Source organism: Flavivirga aquatica (assembly GCF_001747085.1).
GTDB lineage: Bacteria > Bacteroidota > Bacteroidia > Flavobacteriales > Flavobacteriaceae > Algibacter_C > Algibacter_C aquatica.
In genome coordinates, this window is sequence record NZ_MDJD01000028.1 from 124,568 (window position 1) to 145,391 (window position 20,824).

General features: G+C 29.9%; 11 protein-coding genes. 3 read left to right on the forward strand and 8 right to left on the reverse strand.

What is annotated here, in order from left to right; translation table 11 throughout:
• Positions 1 to 107: 107 nt before the first annotated feature.
• The 7 genes from A8C32_RS05745 to A8C32_RS05775 all read right to left on the reverse strand — a co-directional run bounded on the left by A8C32_RS05745 (position 108) and on the right by A8C32_RS05775 (position 16,624).
• Positions 108 to 1,658: a DUF4955 domain-containing protein gene (locus tag A8C32_RS05745; RefSeq protein WP_069829485.1), complete on the reverse strand. Its 1,551-nt coding sequence runs from the start codon at positions 1,656 to 1,658 to the stop codon at positions 108 to 110.
• Positions 1,658 to 2,860: a glycoside hydrolase family 88 protein gene (locus tag A8C32_RS05750; RefSeq protein ID WP_069829591.1), complete on the reverse strand. Its 1,203-nt coding sequence runs from the start codon at positions 2,858 to 2,860 to the stop codon at positions 1,658 to 1,660. Before A8C32_RS05750 ends, A8C32_RS05745 begins: the two co-directional genes overlap by 1 nt.
• Positions 2,861 to 3,127: 267 nt before the next feature.
• Positions 3,128 to 7,243, reverse strand: a complete 4,116-nt coding sequence (locus A8C32_RS05755) for a hybrid sensor histidine kinase/response regulator transcription factor (RefSeq protein ID WP_069829486.1) — start codon at positions 7,241 to 7,243, stop codon at positions 3,128 to 3,130.
• 80 nt (positions 7,244 to 7,323) lie between these two features.
• Positions 7,324 to 10,644 (reverse strand): VCBS repeat-containing protein, encoded by a 3,321-nt coding sequence (locus A8C32_RS05760; protein ID WP_069829487.1) that lies wholly within the window; start codon positions 10,642 to 10,644, stop codon positions 7,324 to 7,326.
• 241 nt (positions 10,645 to 10,885) lie between these two features.
• Positions 10,886 to 12,445 (reverse strand): RagB/SusD family nutrient uptake outer membrane protein, encoded by a 1,560-nt coding sequence (locus A8C32_RS05765; RefSeq protein WP_069829488.1) that lies wholly within the window; start codon positions 12,443 to 12,445, stop codon positions 10,886 to 10,888.
• 15 nt (positions 12,446 to 12,460) lie between these two features.
• Positions 12,461 to 15,418 (reverse strand): SusC/RagA family TonB-linked outer membrane protein, encoded by a 2,958-nt coding sequence (locus tag A8C32_RS05770; protein WP_069829489.1) that lies wholly within the window; start codon positions 15,416 to 15,418, stop codon positions 12,461 to 12,463.
• A gap of 186 nt (positions 15,419 to 15,604) precedes the next feature.
• A complete protein-coding gene (locus A8C32_RS05775; protein ID WP_069829490.1) occupies positions 15,605 to 16,624 on the reverse strand; it encodes a LacI family DNA-binding transcriptional regulator in 1,020 nt (339 codons plus the stop codon).
• Between the two features lie 116 nt (positions 16,625 to 16,740).
• Between A8C32_RS05775 and kduI the strand changes: the two genes are divergently transcribed.
• The 3 genes from kduI to A8C32_RS05790 are packed head-to-tail and all read left to right on the forward strand — an operon-like array spanning position 16,741 to position 19,574.
• Complete coding sequence (kduI, locus tag A8C32_RS05780) at positions 16,741 to 17,583, forward strand: 5-dehydro-4-deoxy-D-glucuronate isomerase (protein WP_069829491.1); 843 nt, start codon at positions 16,741 to 16,743, stop codon at positions 17,581 to 17,583.
• Between the two features lie 2 nt (positions 17,584 to 17,585).
• Positions 17,586 to 18,380 (forward strand): gluconate 5-dehydrogenase, encoded by a 795-nt coding sequence (locus A8C32_RS05785; protein WP_069829492.1) that lies wholly within the window; start codon positions 17,586 to 17,588, stop codon positions 18,378 to 18,380.
• Between the two features lie 18 nt (positions 18,381 to 18,398).
• Entirely contained in the window at positions 18,399 to 19,574 is a 1,176-nt protein-coding gene (locus tag A8C32_RS05790; RefSeq protein ID WP_069829493.1) for a BT3233 family polysaccharide utilization protein, read from the forward strand.
• Between the two features lie 60 nt (positions 19,575 to 19,634).
• Here the strand turns inward: A8C32_RS05790 and A8C32_RS05795 are convergent, their stop codons facing one another.
• Positions 19,635 to 20,816 carry a THUMP-like domain-containing protein gene (locus A8C32_RS05795; protein ID WP_069829494.1) on the reverse strand — a complete coding sequence of 394 codons (1,182 nt, stop codon included), beginning with the start codon at positions 20,814 to 20,816 and terminating at the stop codon, positions 19,635 to 19,637.
• Between the last annotated feature and the right edge of the window lie 8 nt (positions 20,817 to 20,824).

Sequence of the window (20,824 nt, forward strand, 5' to 3'; positions counted from 1 at the left end):
GATCTTTTTCATGTGTTTATATTTCGTTTTTTATTATCAAGTATTACATTATTATTTTCTTGAATATCAAAATTTTAGTATGTATGTTCCATGCCTGTACAATTAAATTAAATGTTATTTTTTAATTTTTTTATCCATTTAGGTAATTTGTCTAAACGTAATTTTAATTGTTCTTCAAACAATGATTCTGGTGTAACAGGTTTCCCTAAGCTTTCAATAATTTGAACTTCATCTTTTTTAAAGGTTGTTCCTGCACCATGAAAACCTACAATAATAGGAGGAACTATTCTCCAATACCAAGTACCTGTTGCTATAAACCGAAAGTCTTTTTCGGCTATATCTGTTTCGTTAAAGTTCCATAAAACGAGATAACGTCCATGATTAGGTAAATTTTGTCTTGCACCACCTGCTCTTCCTTGAAAAAAACCACCTTCAACATTATCGAATAAGGTGCAGCGTGGTTGAGAAGCATGGGATTCAAAGCAAGTGTGCGAAGCATATTTAGATCTCCATATTACAGTACCAGTTGCTCCTCCATCTACTCCTATGGAATGATGCATACCTGCGATATCGTTAATATTAGCCATAAGTATACCTGTAGATCTTGAGGCATGAATGGCACTATGACCAAGGTTTCCTTTTATAGTAATATTTAATGCTGTACATGCTGACGATGATGAAAAGCTAGCACTGTTATTAACATTTTTAAAGGTACAATCTTTAATCCAAGAGTTAACTGCTTTCGAGATACTTAAAATACTCCAACCACTATCATCTTGAGCAGATCTGTGATGTACAAATTTTTTTAACCAATTGCCTTCAAAAGTGATATTTTCAAAACCTACATGGTTTACGTGCTCAAAACTAGTAAGACTCCAATTATGTTTAGCTTGAATATTATAATGGATAGGTTCTACAAAGGAAATCTTATTTCCATCGATATGAGCTACTTGATGGTGTTCATTAACTTTTACGCCTTCATTAATTATTGATTTCCATGCTAGATCTGGTGTTAGAGGTTGGATGTCCTGTTCTACAATATCGATACTATTATTTAATACTTTTAAAATAACCCAATCTCCTTTTTTTATTTTTGAAGCGTTTTTAACTTTAATGCTATAGGTTTCCCTTTTCGTATTGGAAATAATATTGGTTAAGAATCTGTTTTTTTTATTTGTTGTTACTTTTATAGCGCTAGGACAGGTCCAGAATTTAGTTGGATCTGTTGGGGGTAAATCTTTTTCAAAAAACAATATGGTGTTTTTTCTATCTTCTCCTCTAAAAATGATTTTTGAAGATGAAATTGTAATGATACTTTTATTATCCTTTTGGGTATTAATAAGGTATTTACCTTTAGGGAAATAAATGATGCCTTCTCCATTTTTTGTAGCAGCTTTAATAGCTTTATTTATAGCGTCTTTGTCTGATATTTTATCATTGGGTATTGCTCCAAATGTTGTAACATCAAATATTTTATATTTAAGATGAGGTATGTTTACTTCACTGTATTTATAACCTGCGTATGAGAAATCGGGTAATATAGGTTCTATATTATTTTTTTTTGCTGTTTTAAAGTTTTCCCAGACCTCACTTTGTTGTGATTTACAGTTTATGGATAATAATAAAACAATTGATAAGGTTATTGATTTTAAATGCATTAATTATTTTTTAATGATTTGTATCTAAGTAATGCTTCCAGGTAATAATAGTCTGCATAATTTAAAGGAACATCTATTTCATTATTATGAGGAATACTTCCAACACTATGTTTTAGTATAAAATTATTGTTTTCACCTAGTTTAGCTGTATATGTTTCCGACCCTAGAGAATTCATCATTTTTTCTATAGCTGAATCGTATGATTTTTGAGAATAATTATTCAACTCAATAAGTGCTGAAACAGTTATAGCTGCTGCTGAAACATCTCTAGGTTCATTAGGGATATTAGGTGCATTATAGTCCCAATACGGGATTCTATCTTCGGGAGTACCTTTATAGTTAATAATGTAATTGGCTATTTTTTCTGCTTGACTTAAATAGGTAACATCTTTTGTGTATCTGTAACATACAGTATATCCATAAAGCCCCCAAGCTTGTCCTCTTGCCCAAGAACTTTCGTCTGCGAATCCTTGAGCTGTTTGCTTGCTTCTTACTTCTCCTGTTTTTGGATCGTAATCGACCACATGATAAGAACTATTATCTGTTCTAAAATGATTTTTTAATGTATTATTAGCATGTATTATTGCAGCTTTTTCATATTTTAAATTGCCAGTGATTTTTGAGGCTTTAAAAAGTAGTTCTAAGTTCATCATATTGTCTACAATAACTGGAAATCTCCAATTTCTTTGTGCTTGCCAACCTTTATCCACATCCCAACTTTTAATACATCCAACATTGGGATTGAAACGTGTTAGTAAAGAATCGGCTGCGGTTATCATTACATTTTTGAATGCTTCATTTTTTGTTAGTTTATAACCATTGCCATAAGACGTATTAAAAATAAACCCTAAATCATGATTCGTAGTAAGGTTTTTATGACTTTCAAATTGAGACTGAAATTTTTCAGCTGCATTTTTCCATTTTTTATCTAGCGTGTAATTATATAAATACCAGCAACTACCAGGGAAAAAACCTTCTGTCCAATCAAACTTTTTATTGGTCCAATGTATTTCTCCATTGGTATTAATAGTTCTTGGGTTTCTGTTTGTTATTTCTGCTTTTTTTAATAAACCAGATAGTTGCATTTTAGCTGCGTCTAAAGGTTTGTTTAAAGCATTTTCTTCATTATTAGTACTAGGTGCGTTTACACAAGAGAATATTAGGAATACTAATATTATAAATAATGGTTTAAAGTTCTTCATTTTAAGGCTTACATTTTCAGTGTTTAGAAATTTTTTACTCCTGATCATTATTGAAATCACGTATTTTAATTATTAAGTTTTTTAGTAACGGTACTTAGTATTCTATAATACATTTCACTATTTTAATAGTATTTATATTATGAGAATTAAAGAAGCATTTACTTTAATTTAGATATGTAAATTTCTATATATGATGCGCAATTATAGGGTAAGATCTATTTGAATTTAGGGGGTAAATTATGCTTTTAAGCCTGTAATATGCTGGTTTTAATCTGATTTAGTTCTTTGTTTTTGATTTTGTTTTCTATACAGAGAAGGTGTTTGGTTAAATGTGTTTTTAAAGCATTTTCTAAAATATTTTAAGTCATTAAAACCAATATCGTATGCGATGTCTGAAATTGTCATATTAGTTTGAGAAAGTAGTTGACTGGCTTTTTTTAATCTTATTGATCTTATAAATTCTGAAATAGATTGCCCTGTTAATACTTTTATTTTTCTGTATAATACAGACTGGCTCATATACATTTTTTCAATAAAACTGTTAACATTAAATTCTGTATTTGAAAGGTTTTCTTCAACAATTTTCATTGCTTTTTTTAAGAAAACTTCATCTGTAGAAACTACAGTAATTTCCTTTGGTTCCAAAAGAATGTCTTTTTTATATTTATCTATTAATGATTTTCTTGATTTTAAAATATTATTAACTTGTAATTTTAATGTTTCTCCATCAAAAGGTTTTGTTAGATAAACATCGGCACCCGTTTCGTAGCCAATTTTTTGAACTTTAGATGATGTTCTTGCTGTTAATAATAATACAGGTATATGACTTGTTCTAATATCTGATTTAATTTTAGTACACATTTCAATACCATTCATTTTTGGCATCATAACATCACTAATTATAACATCTATTGGGTTATATTGAGCAGATTGTATACCTGTTTCACCATTTTCTGCTTCAAAAACATTAAAATGCTTATCAAAGATACTTTTAATGAATTTTCTTACTTCAATATTATCTTCAACTAATAAAATGGATGGTAATGAATCATCAAACCTTATTTGTTTAGTATTAATTTCTTCTCTTATCCAACCAGATTTGATATCAGCTACTTCATCATAATTTAATAAGTCACTTTCTGTATAATCTTCTAGAATGATTTCTTCTGGTGATAAATGAGAGTTTCCTAGTGGCAATAATAAAGTAAAAGAGGAGCCTTTTCCTAATTGACTTTCTGCGTAAATTTTTCCGTGATGAAGCTCTACAATATCTTTAGCTAAAGCGAGTCCAACTCCAGTTCCAGATCTTACTTCGTTTTGTTGCCCTAATTGGAAATATCTATCAAAAACAAACTCTAAATCGTCTTTAGAAATGCCTTTTCCACTGTCTTTGATTTCTATTTTAACATTTTTGGTCGATGTGTTGGTCGATATTTTTATGATAATTTCACCATTTTTTGGAGTGAATTTGAAGGCATTTGATAAAATATTTAGAATGACCTTTTTCATTTCAATTTTGTCAAACCAAGTATCAATGACAGTTTCCGAAGATTCTAAAGTATATTGTATATTTCTATCTTGAGCTAATTCATTAAATGATAATTTAATATTTTTTATAAAGGTTACGATGTCATATTTAGAGGTATGTAAATGTAATTTACCAGCTTCACTCTTTCTAAAATCTAAAAGTTGATTTATTAATTGTAAAAGAATACTAGCATTCCTATACATATCTGTGAGTTGATTTTGTACATATGTATTCCCTGCTTTATCATTAATCATTTTTTTTAATGGTCCAATAATTAAAGTTAACGGTGTTCTAAAATCATGGGAAATATTAGTGAATAATTGGAGCTTTAATCTATTCACTTCTTCCATATGCTCTTTATCTAATCGTTCTTGTTTTAATTCATTACGATCTTGAATTCTTAAAAGTGTGTATCGTCTAATAAACCAGAAAAGTGTTAATGATAGTATGACGTAAATAAGGAAAGCCCACCATGTTTTCCAATAAGGAGGTAATATTGTTAAATGAATTGAGCGTCCATCTTCATTCCATATACCATCGCTATTTGATGCTTTTATTTTAAAGGTGTAGCTGCCAGGGTTTAAGTTAGTGTAAATTGCTGTATTATTATTTCCTATGAAATTCCAATCCAAATCGAAACCATCCAATTTATAGGCGTATTGATTTTTATTTGGTTGAGAATAACTTAATGCGACAAAATTGAAACTAAAATCATTTTCATTATGTTTAAGCTTTATAGATTTTAAAGAGTCCGTAACAATTTTAAAGGGTTTGTTTCTAACATGAAAAGAGGTTATAGCTATTGGAGGAATAAATGCGTCTTTCTTAATTTCATTAGGATTAAAAACAGTAAATCCATTTGTGCCTCCAAATATTAAGTCATTATTTTTTGTTTTTAAATATGCTCCATAGTTAAACTCATTTCCTTGAAGGCCATCTGTTTCTTCAAAATTTTTAAACTGTTTTGTGTCTAAATTTAATCTACTTAAGCCTTTATTAGTACTTAGCCATATATTGTTGTTATCATCTGGTAAAATAGCATATATAACTTCGTTAGAAAGGCCATTTTGTAAGCTATATCTAGTACTTTCTTTTGTTGTAGTATTGTAATTATATAAGCCATCACCTTCGGTACCAATCCATAAACTGTTTTGAGATTCTTGATATATGCTTATAACTGGGTTTAAAGTGAAAGCGTTTTTTGTATTATCTCTAAAATTAATTGTACTTGTTTTTTTAGTTTTAATATCTATTTGAGTGAGGCCATTTTCGCTTCCTATAAATAATAAATTTTTAGTTTGAGATTTTAGAATTTTATAAATGAAGTTTCCTAAAAAATTTTCAGGATCTTTTATTCGTGAGAATGAATTAGTATTTCTATTATAATAATTTAAACCACCTTCGTTGGTGCCAATCCAAATATTAAAGTTATGGTCTTCTGTTAATGTTGTAATTTTATTGTCACTAATACTGGTACTATCATTAGGTTTGTTTTTATATATCTTAAAAGTTTTAGAGTTTTTGTTAATTATAATTTGATTTAAACCACCACCATGAGTACCTACCCAAAAATTACCTTTATAATCTTCAATTATGGCTTTAACATTATTAGCACTTAGACTATTTGTATTTTTAGGGTTGTGCTTGTAGTAGGTGTATGTTCCATTTTTTTTGTCATAAAAATTAATTCCCCCGCCTTCTGTTCCAATCCATAAGTTTTCTTTTTCGTCTTCAACGATCGAACTAACTATTCTATAGTTTAAATTTTTTGTACTATAACCTACCGAAAATGTAGTAAAGTCATTTGAGCTTTTGTCATAATAGCTAATGCCACCTGCCCATGTACCAATCCATAAATCTCCTCTAGAGTCTTCAATAACTTTATAAATAGAATTTTGAGTTAAACTTTTTGGGTTAGTTATATCATGCTCATATTTATAAAAAAACTTGTTTTTTTGATCTAGTTTGCATAAACCATTATATGAGCCAATCCATAAATGACCTTCTTTATCTTCGCATATTGTTCTAACGGAACTTGTAATTATTGTTTTAGAGTTTAATTTAAAATCTTCAAAGGCAATAGTTTTAGGGTTAAAAAAGGCCAATCCATTATTATAACCTAACCAAATTTTACCATTAGAATCTTCAAATAGGGCAGTGGTATTATTTTTTGTTAGCGTTGGTGTGGCATTATTAGGGTAGCTAATATGTTTAAAGCTATTTTTTGTTGGATTATAAATATCTATGCTTTCGTTTGTACTTATCCATAAATTTTTATTGGATGTTATTAATACACGCCTTATTTCGTTAGAACTTATACTATTTGGGTTATTTTTATTATGTTTAAATGTAAGTACATTATTGGTTTTAATATTGAATTTGTCCAAGCCTTGGTTAGTTGCAATCCATAAGAATGTTGAATCTTGTACTTTTATATCCCAGATTTCTCCATTATAAAACTGTTTTGTTAGATTAGATTTTTTTACACGTACAAAATTATTGTTTTCAGGAACATATTTGTTTAATCCTTTTTTAGTACCTATCCATACTGTATTGTACTTGTCTTTAACGAGTTCTGTTATCCAATTGTTACTAATACTATTTAAATCTTCAGAATTGTAGTTGTAATTTTTAAATGTGTTTCCATCAAATTTATTTAATCCGTACCTAGTTCCAAACCACATAAAACCATGATTATCTTGAAGTATACTTAATACAGAACGTTGTGAGAGTCCATCTTTTGTAGAGTAGTTTTTAAACTTTAAATTATTATAAGTATTATTAATGTTTTGAGTATATGCTAAAACAGTATTAAATATTATTAATAGACTTATAACTACTTTTTTAAACGTCATTTAATCTTTTGTTTGTTAAGAGTACAATCCATATACAATTTGCAGAGTATGATTTTTATAAACTAATTGTATTGAGTACGTTATTTGTTTGAAAAAGTAAAGGCATTATGAATACTATTATTATTTATTACTATAATTTTATTACCAAAAGCGGTTTTTACTTTAATTATATTACGGACATCTTTGTCTGCATAAAACCCAGATTTTGCATTAGGTAAATAAGAGAATGCGCCATTTGGTTGACCTAATAATAAGGCTCCTATCCCTGCATCTGCTCTAGTTGTTTCAATTTCTGATTGATGATTATTGCCAGCTAATAGAAGGTCTTTTATACCGTCATTATTAAAATCATCAAATAAAATACTATTTATAATAGATTTTTGGGCTTCCATAGGGAATGGAGAAAAAGAAAACTTATTTTTTCCATTGTTTAAGAATATGCCCGATTTAAATTGATTGACTTCATAATTTATAGCTGTTTTTAATGCAGAGCCAATAATGCTGCTTAAATCTTTATTTGCAAATTCTTGATAAGATTTTATTTTGTTAGCTAAAGCAGGTATTTGTTGTGCTGTACAACTTTTACCTCTAACAGGTACTTCTTTGCCTTTATAGTATTTAGCAAGAAGAATATCTTGAGTGCCATTAAAATCAAAATCGTTCACATATATTTTGAATGGTTTTTCAATAGAAGCCTTGTGGTTATAATTTAAACCTAAGTTACCTGCTACAATGTCTTTATCTCCATCGTTATCAATATCTTCAATCAATAATTTATTCCACCAACCTTTTATTTTAGATAAATGGTTATACTTTTCTAATGGTATTAATTTTCCATTGTCGTTTGTGAATACTTCAATACCCATCCATTCGCCTGTAACTATTAAGTCTAAGTCATTATCTTGATCAATATCTGTCCATTTGGCATCTGTAACCATGCCTATAAGCTCTAGTTTTGGAGCTAATGATTGTGTTTTAATTTTTAGTGTTCCATTTTCATTTATTAAAAGATGACTTTTAGGAGCATATGGGTATTTACCAGGAATAACTCGACCACCAACAAAAAGGTCTATATCTCCATCACCATCATAATCTGCAGGAGAAACAATAGAACCTGATGTAGAAAATTTAGGAACACAGGTTGTACATTTTTTTAATATGCCATTTCCGTTATTTATATAAATTCGGTCTTGTAATTCTGGAGCTTGGGGATAAAACTCGTAACTCCCACTTACTACGTATAAATCTTTATCTCCATCATTATCAAAATCAAAAAAAGAGGCACTTATATCTTCATAAACCCGATCAGATTCAAAATCAGGAATTGTGATTTTTGTGTATGTACCCAACGAATTAGCTATTAAAAGTTGTCCAGATTGAGAAAAACCTCCTCCTAAGTATAAATCGTCTAAACCATCTTTATTTAAATCACATTTTGCTATAGCTGGTCCTAATTGAGATAGCTTATGAGGTAGTAATAATTGTATATTATAATCGTTAAAAACACTGTCGGTATGTTTGTAGTTAAAAACAGTTTCTTTAAAGATTGTTTTTTTGTCTTTATTTTGAACTAATGCAGGTTTGGCTTCAGAATAATTAACCGTTATAACTTGATTGGATGCAATATCCTTTAGTTGTTGAAATTTACCATCGGGCCATATAATAGTAACTTTTTTTATCTTTTTTTTATCACCTAAACCAAAGTGTAATTTATTGGTTATCGAAGATAGATATCCTCTAGAGTTTATTAATTGTCGGGTTTGTATTTTACCGTTTTCAAAATGTAAATTTACCTTAGTACCAACAGCAAATTTATTGTTTGTACTACCTTTAAATTGAAACTGTAAAAAATTACCTTTATTTAATTCTGTAGCATTGTTTTTTAAAATGGTGGCTTCATCATTAATGTTATTCGTGATTATTTCCAAATCACCATCATTATCTAAATCGGAATAAACAGCTCCATTTGAAAAAGTAGGTTTCATATTGCTCCATGCATCAGATATTTTTGTAAACGTTAAATCTCCATTATTTTTAAAAAAATAATTAGTCATTTTTTCTTGCGGTAACATTTGTGTATATTTTAAAAACTCTTTAGAGTTAGGTTTTTTTCCTTTTGCTCTTATAGTTTTTAGTATAGCATTATTGGTGTCTTTGTCTAAAACGTCTCTATATATACCATTTGTTATATAGACATCATTATAGCCATCTAAATCAAAGTCTGCTAATAGGGGAGACCAACTCCAATCGGTTTTGGCTACTCCAGCCATATTTGCTATTTCACTAAATGTTCCATTTTGGTTATTTAATTGAAGATTATTATGCATGTATTGGTAGTGGTATCCGTTTTTTACCATTTTCTCAAATTTTTCATTTGAGGTCATGGACATGGTTGTTTTAGATCTTATATAATCTTCAGGACTCATATCAAGGGTTAGTACATCATATGCCCCATCATTGTTGATGTCTGCTACGTCTGCACCCATACTATAAAAAGAGATATGTTTATATAGGTCATGACTTTTATCTGAAAAAGTGCCATTTTTATTATTGATATAAGTAAAGTCAGGCATGTTAAAATCATTACTAACATAAATATCTAACCAACCATCGTTATTTAAATCTCCAATTTGTGCATTTAAACCAAAAGCAATTTCAGGTTTTATACCTGCTTTGGTAGAAATATCTATAAACTTTCCATTACCATTATTTTGATATAATTTATCACTTCCTTTAGAGGTGTTATTTTTTTTGTTAAACTTTACTTGTTTTAAATCAATTATATTTTGGTCTCCTTTAGTTGCATTAGGTGTATTAACAACATATACATCTAAATCACCATCATTATCAAAATCAAAAAAAGTAGCATTTGTAGATCTGTTTTTATCTGCTAACCCATATTCTTCAGCTTTTTCTGAAAAAGTTAAATCTCCATTATTTATAAATAACATATTAGCATAAATATCATCCTCTTTATACCAACCAGCTCTACAAATATAAATATCTAGAAAACCGTCATTATTAATATCTACAATAGAAACTCCTGTATCAAAACCTGGTCTTTTTATAATCTTGGATTGTTCTGTAATATCATCAAAAACTAAATTTCCTTTATTTAAATAAAGCTTGTTTTTTTTAGTATTCGAAATAAAAAATAAATCTTCTAAGGCATCATTATTAAAATCTGCAACTGCAACACCACCACCATTATAAGCGTATATATATTGATAATAATGAAAGTTCTCATTTTCAATTAATTCATTCTTAAAATCGACTTGAGAATAACTAGATGGTATATTAGAGAATAGTTTAACAATACTATCGTTTGTGTTTGATTTTTTACAATTAAAGACTAATATCAATATGAAAAAAATACAAGATTTATAATTTATAATGGTCATTGTAAATGTTAATTATTACTCTTTATGTTTTTTGAATATAAAACTTATTGGTACTTCATATAATACCAACTATAAGCTAAGATAGACCTGAAATACTCGTCTTTTTAAGCTCGTTTTTATTCATGTTAGGTAAAATTCGTTTGCTAAATATAAGAGATTACTTATATATAAACTAAATAATCCCTCATTCAGTAAAAAAATGAGGGATTAAAAATACCAACCAAAAAACTAACTTATTTTTTTAATTAGCCAATTGTGGAGCTCTATCTAACTCCGTTTGAGGTATTGGCGTATAATATGCATTAGGTCCAGCAGTAGGACTTTTTCCAGGATTATTAATATCTACTAATTCATCGGTAGATCTATTGGCAAAAGCATCTGCAATTCGATCCATTCTAACCAAATCATGCCACCTTTCAAATTCACCAGCTAATTCCCATTTACGCTCTATATATGCTAATTCTGCTAAATTTCCTGAAGTTAAATCGATACTAGCATTTGGAGTATTAGGGTCTAAGCCAGCAGCTCTTCTTCTTACTTTATTTAATGCTTCCCAAGCATTTGATGTAATATTGCCAGATCTGCCTGCAGCTTCTGCATAGGTTAATAAAACGTCTGCATAGCGCATGAAATAACGGTTAATATTTGTATTTGTACTGTTTACAACTTCTTTTTCAGACATATCACCTCCAGCTACTTTTCTTAATATTGGATGTGCTTCATCACTAAAGTTTCTCCAATCTGACCCTAATGGCTTATTCCCTCTAGGTATAACTTCAGAAATATAAGAATCATTAAAACGGGTCATAGTTCCTTCGGCTATTGCAGCTGTTTCCATGTCTTCATAAAATGCGATTTCACCAAAAATTTCAGACCAACCTCCAGCAGTTTTTGGCAATCCCAATCTACCTGTTGTTCTATTTCCTATGCCACAAATTTCGGAACATGCAACCATTAGATATATGCCTTCATTATGTGAAAATCTGCCAGCAACAGTCCACATGTTTCGAATACTGTTAGACAGTTCATATCCATAATTTCCATCTATGACTTCTTTAGCTTTAGAAGCAGCCATGGCATATTTACTAGTATTTTTTATAGGAAATCCAGCCCAATGCATATATAATCTCGCTAAAAATGCTTTGGCAGCTCCTCTACTTGGCCTAGCACCAGTTACAGCTATGTTTGGATAAACATCTGGAAGTAATGCTTCAGCTTTTATGAAATCTGATTCAATTAATTCATAAATTTCTTCATAGCTTGCTAGATTAAGTGGTTCAAGACTATTTACTTTTAATTGAATAGGCACTTTTCCATAAGTTCTTGTTAAATGTAAATAAGCAAATGCTCTCATAAAATAAGCTTCCCCTAAGAACCTATCCTTAAGTTCCTCTTCTTCTTCATTTCTAGTTATTATATTATCTTGTGCATTAATACCAGTATTAGCAATAGCAATCATTTTATAAGAACCTTGGTAAGCTCTTTCCATACGAGCCGAAGAAGGTGTTTGTAACCTCCAATCGGCTTCTCTAAACGGTAATTTGTTAATTCCGCTATGCGTTGTTATATCATCTCCTCCAAAACCGGAAATATAAAAGTCTGACCACCTTGCTTCATTTTGCACGGTTCTATACATTCCTGTTACTAATGCTTCTAGCGTTTCAACAGAACTTAAAGTTTCTGGTAAAATCTGAACTAATTCAGGATCCTCATCTAAATCGGTACATGAAAAAGAAAGGCTTATTAATGATAGGACTATAATATTAACCCATCTTTTGTTTTTTATATTACTTAGTTTCATAATTTACTTTTTTTATTAAAATCCTATATTAACTCCTAATGTTATTGTCCTTGGGTTTGGAAATGCTCCATAATCGAAAGAAGGTGCATTATCTGAAGTCGATGTTCCTGTTGAAGAAACCTCTGGATCAAACCCTGTATAATCCGTAATTGTAAATAAATTTTGACCACTAGCATATACTTTTAAAGACCGCGTAAATTTTAAGTTATTGAAAGTATATCCTAAGGAGAGGTTACTAAGCCTGATAAAACTCCCGTTTTCTACATATCTAGAAGACGCTATAACGTTATCTCCTGTAGCGGGTATGTCTGTTTCATTTTGTGGAGTCCATCTATTTGCAAAATCTGCATGTCTAGCAGTTTGAATATTCCCTCCAGCAAGAATTAAACTTCCATAGGTAGCATTTAATACATCAAAACCATGAACACCTCTTAATAAAAAATTAAGATCAAACTCTTTATAAGTAAAGGTGTTATTAAAACCCCAAGTTAACTCAGGGGTACCATTACCTATAACTCCAAGAACATTTGCTCCATCTTCATCTGTAAGGTATCGAGCGCTTCCTGGTACACCGTTAGCGGCATCAGCAGTTTTCCATGTACCTAAAAAAGTAGCACCGTATAATTGACCTAAAGGTTTGCCTACTTGAATGGCATATAAATTATCTCCTCTGCCTCCAGGGCCAATACCGTCTGGTTGAAGTAAAATTTGATCTTGACCTCCTAAAGAGACCACTTCATTAGTTACAATAGATAAATTAAAATTAGCATTCCAAGAAAAGTTATTTGTATTTAATAGTCTTGCATCTATATTAAAATCGATTCCAGAATTTTTTACTTCACCAACATTGGTTCTATATGTTCCACCTCCAGAATAGAAAGCAACAGGTTGCTCTAATAACAAATCAACAGTATTCTTTTTGTACCAATCTAAGGATATATTTAATCTGTTTTCTAATAAAGAAAAATCCATCCCAAGGTTAATTTGTTTTGTGGTTTCCCATTTCAAATTTTCGTCAACAATTCTGGGGTTACCTAGACCTACATTTGCTGTTGTTCCATCAAAAGCAAAATCTCTTCCTGTTGGTAAACTCGTATAAGTAGACAATGGAGAAACACCTTCATTACCCGTTTCTCCATATCCAGCTCTTAATTTAATATTATTTATGAAACTATCTTCTGGAAGTATATCCTTTAAGGCGTATGCAGCAGAAATAGATGGAAAATATCCTGTATTATTCTTTTTTCTAAATTTAGAAGATTGATCGATACGAATGGTTCCAGTAAGATATAAATTATCATTTACATTAACTTCTGCACGACCAACGTAAGATTGTATGGTACTTTCTTGTTGATTAGCCTCAATATTAGGATTAACTCCTAATTCTAACAAATAATAAGCATTTGATAGACCTCCAATAGCAAAATCTCCAGAACTTCCACTAGACGTTTTAGTTTGGTTTTCTTGTAATTCATATATTCCAGTAAGCTTTACATTGGTATTACCAAAATCTTTATTCCAAGTTATAATATTACTTAATTGGTAGGTTGTTAATCGATTTGATGAGAAGCCTGCACGTGGAGGTAAAATCGATGTACCTGCAGAGATACCTGCAAAATTCTCACTATTTCTATGTCTCATAACACTACCAGCTAAAAGAGTGTAGTTAAAAGAAGATGTAAAATCGTAAGATAGATTAAGGTTTATATTAAATCTATCTTGAATTTGATTATTGTCTCTTTCACTTTGAACAGCAATTGGGTTAACTATATTAGAACCCGATGTTGATTGTAGTTGATAATAAGTTCCATCTGGATTTCTTATAGGAATGGATGGATTCCATCCAAGTATGCCTAATATACCACCTCTACTATCTGATGAAGAACGAGCTCCACCAGAAAAAAGGTTATGAGTACTTTCTCTTGAGCCAAAAATATTTAATCCTAGTTTAAATTTTTCTCCAAATTTTGTATTTAAGTTTGATCTTAATGAAAATCTCTCATAATCAGAATTAAAAACAATTCCTTCTTGGTCTACATAGTTTCCAGAAAGGAAATACGCAAGATTTCCTTCTTTACCACTTGCAGATAACTGAATATTATTAAGTATAGCTGTTTGGAAGTACTCATCCTGGTAATCTGTGCCGCCATCTATTACAGTTTCACCAATAAGGTCTGCATGCTCTTGAGCATTTAAAAGAGGCATTTTTTGAGGTATATTTGAAATAGAAGTAAAGTAATTTACATCAATTTTAGGGACTCCATTTCCTTTTTTAGTGGTAATTAAAATCACACCGTTAGATCCTCTAGAACCATATATTGCTGTAGCTGATGCATCTTTTAAAACATCTAAACTTTGAATATCATTAGAGTTAATACTACTTAAATCCCCACCAATAATACCATCGATAACAACCAATGGGCTATTGTTTCCTGTAATAGAGTTAGATCCTCTAATCCTAATTTTAACATTACCACCTGGAGCACCATTAGTTTTAACAACTTGTACACCAGCTGCTCTAGATTGTAAGGCATCCTCTGGCCTAAAAATAGGTTGTTTGTTAAAGTCTTTTGTAGACAAAGATGATATGGCTCCTGTTAAATCTGATTTTTTAGAAGTACCATATCCAACAACTACTATTTCATCTAATAAAGCTAAATCTTCTATCATTACTATTTTTAGATTAAGAGCATCAGAAATAGTTTTTTGTTGTTCTTTATAGCCTACATAAGTAAAAGTTAAAGCGGAAGGTGTTTTTTTTAATGTTATGGAAAATTTGCCATCAAAATCTGTAATTACTCCATTTTGAGTATTTGTTTCTATAACATTAACACCAGCTAAGGGACTTCCAGATTCATCTATTACAACACCAGTTACTATGTCTTGACTATATGCTACCATACTTGTACAGAGTATAATTAAAAACATAGAAGTTAGTTGTCTAATTAAATTTTTTTTTTTAGTTTTTTTCATTAGGATATTAGTTTTATTTTGTAGTACAAATGACAGAAACTAACTTAAAAAAAAGGGTTACAATTTGATTTTAAAAAGGGGGTAAATTAATCTGAACATTAGATATGAGATATATTTACTACAAGAAGAGGGGGTTAATGGTAATTAAAGAAATTTAATAAATATAGATTATTACTATCTCTAAAATCATACTTTTTTTGAAGAGTTTCGTATAATTAATTCGGAATTTAAAAGTTTGGATTGCTCTTTAATATTGGTTGTTTTGTTTTCAATCTGATCAACTAATAAGTTAGAGGCTATTTTTCCTATTTTAAAAGCAGGTTGGTTAATAGTTGTTAGTGAAGGTTCGATAATTGCTGAAATAGGATCATTATTAAAACCGACAACGGCAATATCTTCAGGAATTCTTATGTTTTTACTTTTTAGATATTGCATCGCACTTATGGCTGCTGTATCATTAGATGAGTATAAGCCATCAATGCTTTTTAATTGAAGAATCTTTTTTGCAGACTTAATACCATCTTCTTCAGATAGATTAGATTCAAAAATATAGTGTTCATTAACTTTAATATTATGTTCATTTAAAGCAGCAATATAGCCGTTTTTGCGTTGTCTGTATAATTCAATATCTAGAGACCCAGAAAAATAAGCAATATGTTTACAACCCTTTAATATTAAATGTTTGGTGGCGTTAAAACTAGATTGAAAGTTATTTATGTTTATGTTACTACAATTATTTAAACTACAAGGTCTATCAAAAAATACAATAGGTTTTCCAAGTTTTTTATAAGCTTGTAAATGCTCATAATTTGTAGTTTCCATAGATATAGACATTATAATACCATCAACACGATTTGATATTAATGTCGAGATTATTTTTTTCTCCCTATTAAGATTATCTAAAGATTGGCATATAATCACATTATAGCCAGCTTCATAAGCCGTTTCTTCAATACCAGCAATAACGGTTGCGAAAAAGTATCTTGAAACTCTGGGTAAAACAACGGCAATAGTATGTGTTTTATTAGTTCGTAAATTGGAAGCTAAACTATTTCTTTGATAACCTACTTCTTTAGCCTTATTAAGTATTATTTCTTTAGTTTTTTTAGAAACACGAGGACTATCATTTAAAGCTCTTGATACAGTAGAACTATCAATGCCTAAAGCTTTAGAAATATCGTGAATGGTAATTTTTCCATTCTTCATTGTTTTATAGTTTGAAATAATAGTTGCAAATATAGTTATAAATTCAAAATACAATCGATTGTATTTTAGCAATTATTTGTTACATTTACGCAAAACAAATAATAAAATAAATATTTATGAGCACAAAATGTGATGTGAGATATGCAGCATCTCCTAGAGAGGTAAAAAGAATGGATACAACAGAACTTAGAGATGAGTTTTTAGTTAAAAATCTTATGGTTGAAGATGGGGTACATTGGGTATATTCTCATTATGATAGATTTATGGTAGGTGGTATTGTTCCAATAAAAAAAGCAGTGTCTTTAGAAACGGTTGATGCTTTAAAGGCTCAATATTTCCTTGAAAGAAGAGAGTTAGGTATTATTAATATAGGAGGTTCTGGTGTTGTTTCTGTTGATGGGACAGATTATATTTTAGACCATAAAGAAGCACTGTATTTAGGGCAAGGAAATAAAGACGTGTCTTTTTCTAGTAAATCATCAAGTAGTCCAGCTCAGTTTTATTTAAATTCTACACCAGCACATAAAGCATTTCCTAATAAAAAAATCGGTGTTAATGATGTAGAAATTATAGAATTGGGAGCGCCAGAAACGGCAAATGCACGTACTTTAAGAAAGTATATTGTAAATAGTGTCGTAGATGTTTGTCAATTACAAATGGGAATGACCACATTAAAATCTGGAAGTTCATGGAACACTATGCCAGCTCATGCACATGATAGAAGAATGGAAGTATACTTTTACTTTGAAGTAGCCGAAGATCAAGCAGTATGTCATTTTATGGGAGAAACACAAGAAACTAGACATATATGGATGGCTAATAACCAAGCTGTAATTTCTCCACCATGGTCAATTCACTCAGGATCAGGAACAAGTAGTTATAGCTTTATTTGGGGGATGGCTGGTGAAAATCTAGATTACGGAGATATGGACGTATGTGCAATTAATAAATTAAGATAATTATGCCAATCAATTTATTCGATTTAAAAGGAAAAGTAGCATTAATTACAGGAGGGACTCATGGTTTGGGACAAGCTATGGCTGTAGGTTTAGGAAATGCAGGAGCCACTTTAATAATTAATGGAGCGTCTTCTCAAGACAAGTTAGATAAAGCTGTAGCTGAATATAAAGCTTTAGGTTTAACGACATATGGTTATCTATTTGATGTAACTAACGAATCTCAAGTTATAGAAAATATAGCCAAAATTGAAGCCGAAGTAGGTGTTATTGATATTCTGGTTAACAATGCTGGAATTATTAAAAGAACACCTTTAGAAGATATGGAAGTTGCAGATTTTGAACAAGTTATTAAAGTTGATTTAGTAAGCCCATTTATAGTCTCTAAGCATGTTGTTAAGGGCATGATTTCTAGAAAAGAAGGAAAGATTATTAACATTTGTTCTATGATGAGTGAATTAGGTCGTAATACGGTAGGAGCATATGCAGCTGCTAAAGGTGGTTTAAAAATGCTAACTCGAAATATGGCTACAGAATGGGCAAAACACAATATTCAAATAAATGGTATAGGGCCAGGATATTTTGCAACAAGTCAAACAGCTCCAATTCGTGTAGATGGACACCCTTTTAACGATTTTATTGTTGGAAGAACACCAGCGGGAAGGTGGGGAGATCCAGATGATTTGCAAGGAGCAGCTATATTTTTAAGTTCTAAAGCAAGTGATTTTGTTAATGGACAAATTATTTATGTAGATGGTGGTATTCTAGCTACTATAGGAAAACCTTCAAACGAAAATTAAATAAAATTTTGTTTTAAAATGAAAACCATAAAACCGTTATCTTTTGTTTTAGGAATTGTTTTTTTATCAGCTTGTGCTCAAAAAAAATCGGAACAAGTAATTCTTATAAAAAACTCGCTTAATATTGAAAGATCTTTTGAGACTATCGAGTTTACTAAATCTTTTTTAAACGTAGAAGATTTGGTAAACATTGGAATTCGAGATATAGAAACAAAAGAATTACAAGTTACTCAAGTTGTAGATAATGATGGAGATGGTGTTTTTGACGAATTGTTGTTCCAACCGAAAGTAGAAGCAAATTCAGAAAAAAAATATGCTATCGTTAAAATCTCAGATAAAGAAAAGCTAAAAGTTAAAAATTATTGTTATTCACGTTTTGTCCCAGAACGTACAGATGATTATGCTTGGGAAAATAATAGAGTGGCTTTTAGAGTATTTGGGCCAACGGCTCAAAAAATGAAAGAAAATGGAGTTAAAGGCGGAACGCTTTCAAGTGGTGTAGATGCTTGGTTGAAACGTGTTGAGTACCCAATTATAAATAAATGGTATAAAGAAAATGATGAAAACATAGGAAGCTACCACAAAGATCATGGAGAAGGTTTAGATAATTTTCATGTAGGCATTAGTAGAGGTGTTGGTGGTATAGCTGTAAAACAAGATAGTGTTTATCATTATTCTAAAAATTATACAAAATGGCGCACTATAACAACAGGACCAATACGTACTAGTTTTTATTTAGAATACGAAAATTGGGATGCAGGTAGTAATCAAATTACAGAGAGTAAGATTATTAGTTTAGATAAGGGAAGTAATTTATCTAAATTTGAAATTAAAATTGAAGGAACTCAAACAGTATCTGTTGGATTAACATTACACGAAAAAGATGGGAATGTTAAGGGGAATATAGATAATTCTTGGGTGAGTTATTGGCAACCACATAAAGGATCTGAATTAGGAACAGCAATAGTAACTCCAAAAGAATATTTTTTAAGTTACGAAAAATATGAGACAGATGCTGTAGACGAAAGTAACGCTTATGCACATTTAAAAGTGATTGATAATACAGTCATTTATTATTCAGGTTTTGGGTGGAAAAAAAGTTATCAGTTTAAAAATAATCAAGAATGGGAAGATTATTTAAATTGTTTTTCTAGAAAAATAAAAAATCCACTAGTTGTAGAATTAATAGATTAATCGAAATATAAATTATGAAACTTTTAAAGCCGTATAAATAAGTTTAATTATATGGCTTTTTTAATCTAGTTTAGTGTTAATTATAACAATCTTATTATCATTCAAATCCGTAGTAAAAAATAAATACAAATCCCCACCGTTTTTAATATTGAATTTTTTTCTAATTTGTTGAACCGTTTCAGGGAAATTTCGTGTTGTAATATTCGCTTTATTAATGCCTAATTTTTTTAACTCTTTTTTATTATATGGAAGGCATTTATCTATTTTGAATTGTCTTCCAGGAAAGTCAATCAATACATTACTAGTGTATAAGTGAGAATGTTTATGAAGTTTAAATAACTTTAACTGATGAGCTATTTCATTAAAAGCCCCAGCTTTTAGTACGGCAGCATTAGGTTCATATAAATAATGGAGAGGCATAGCATATTCCGAGATCGTTATTTTTTCTCTTTCTAATGGAAACTCAAAAAACTCATTATTTTTATTTTTTAAATTAGCAGTTTTAATGATAATATCTCCAGTAAACCCATTTTCTAAAATCCAAAGTAATTCTTTTACTTCATTATTTACCGCAATAATATGAATGTATTTTACATGCTTTAATTCGTTAATTCCAATAGATAAATCTAGTAGAGGAGAGGTTTTAATCATAATACTTTTAGTATGATTAAAAAGTAATTCTGAATGTTCAGGAATATTAGGTAAGCAATCTTTTAAAAAGAAAACTTTTCCTTTACTTTCATGCCTCCTTGAGGGATCAACATAAATCCAATCATAGGTTTTTCCAGAAGTTTTTAAATACTCAATACCATTGCAACTATTGGTTTTTACATTATGAATGTTTAATTGTTTATAATTGTGATTTACAATATGAGATAGACTTTTATTAATTTCACAATGTTCAACAGTTTTAAATTGTTTTGAAAAATAAAAACAATCTATACCAAATCCACCTGTAAGATCTATAATGGATTCTCCTTTAATTAACTGCGATTTGTATTTTGCGGTAATTTCAGATGAGGTTTGTTCAATATTTAATTTGTTAGGATAATATACGTTTTCACAACTAAACCACGTGGGTAATTTTTTTTCACTTCGCTTTTTTGCTTCAATTTGCTCTATGATTTCTTTGGTTTCAGCGTTAGCGAAATTTGTTCCTTTTAATAGGATAGTATTAATATTAGAATTCAAATTTTTATTTATAAATTCTTGAATATTAGTATTTAAAATAGTCTTGTTCAAAATGTGAT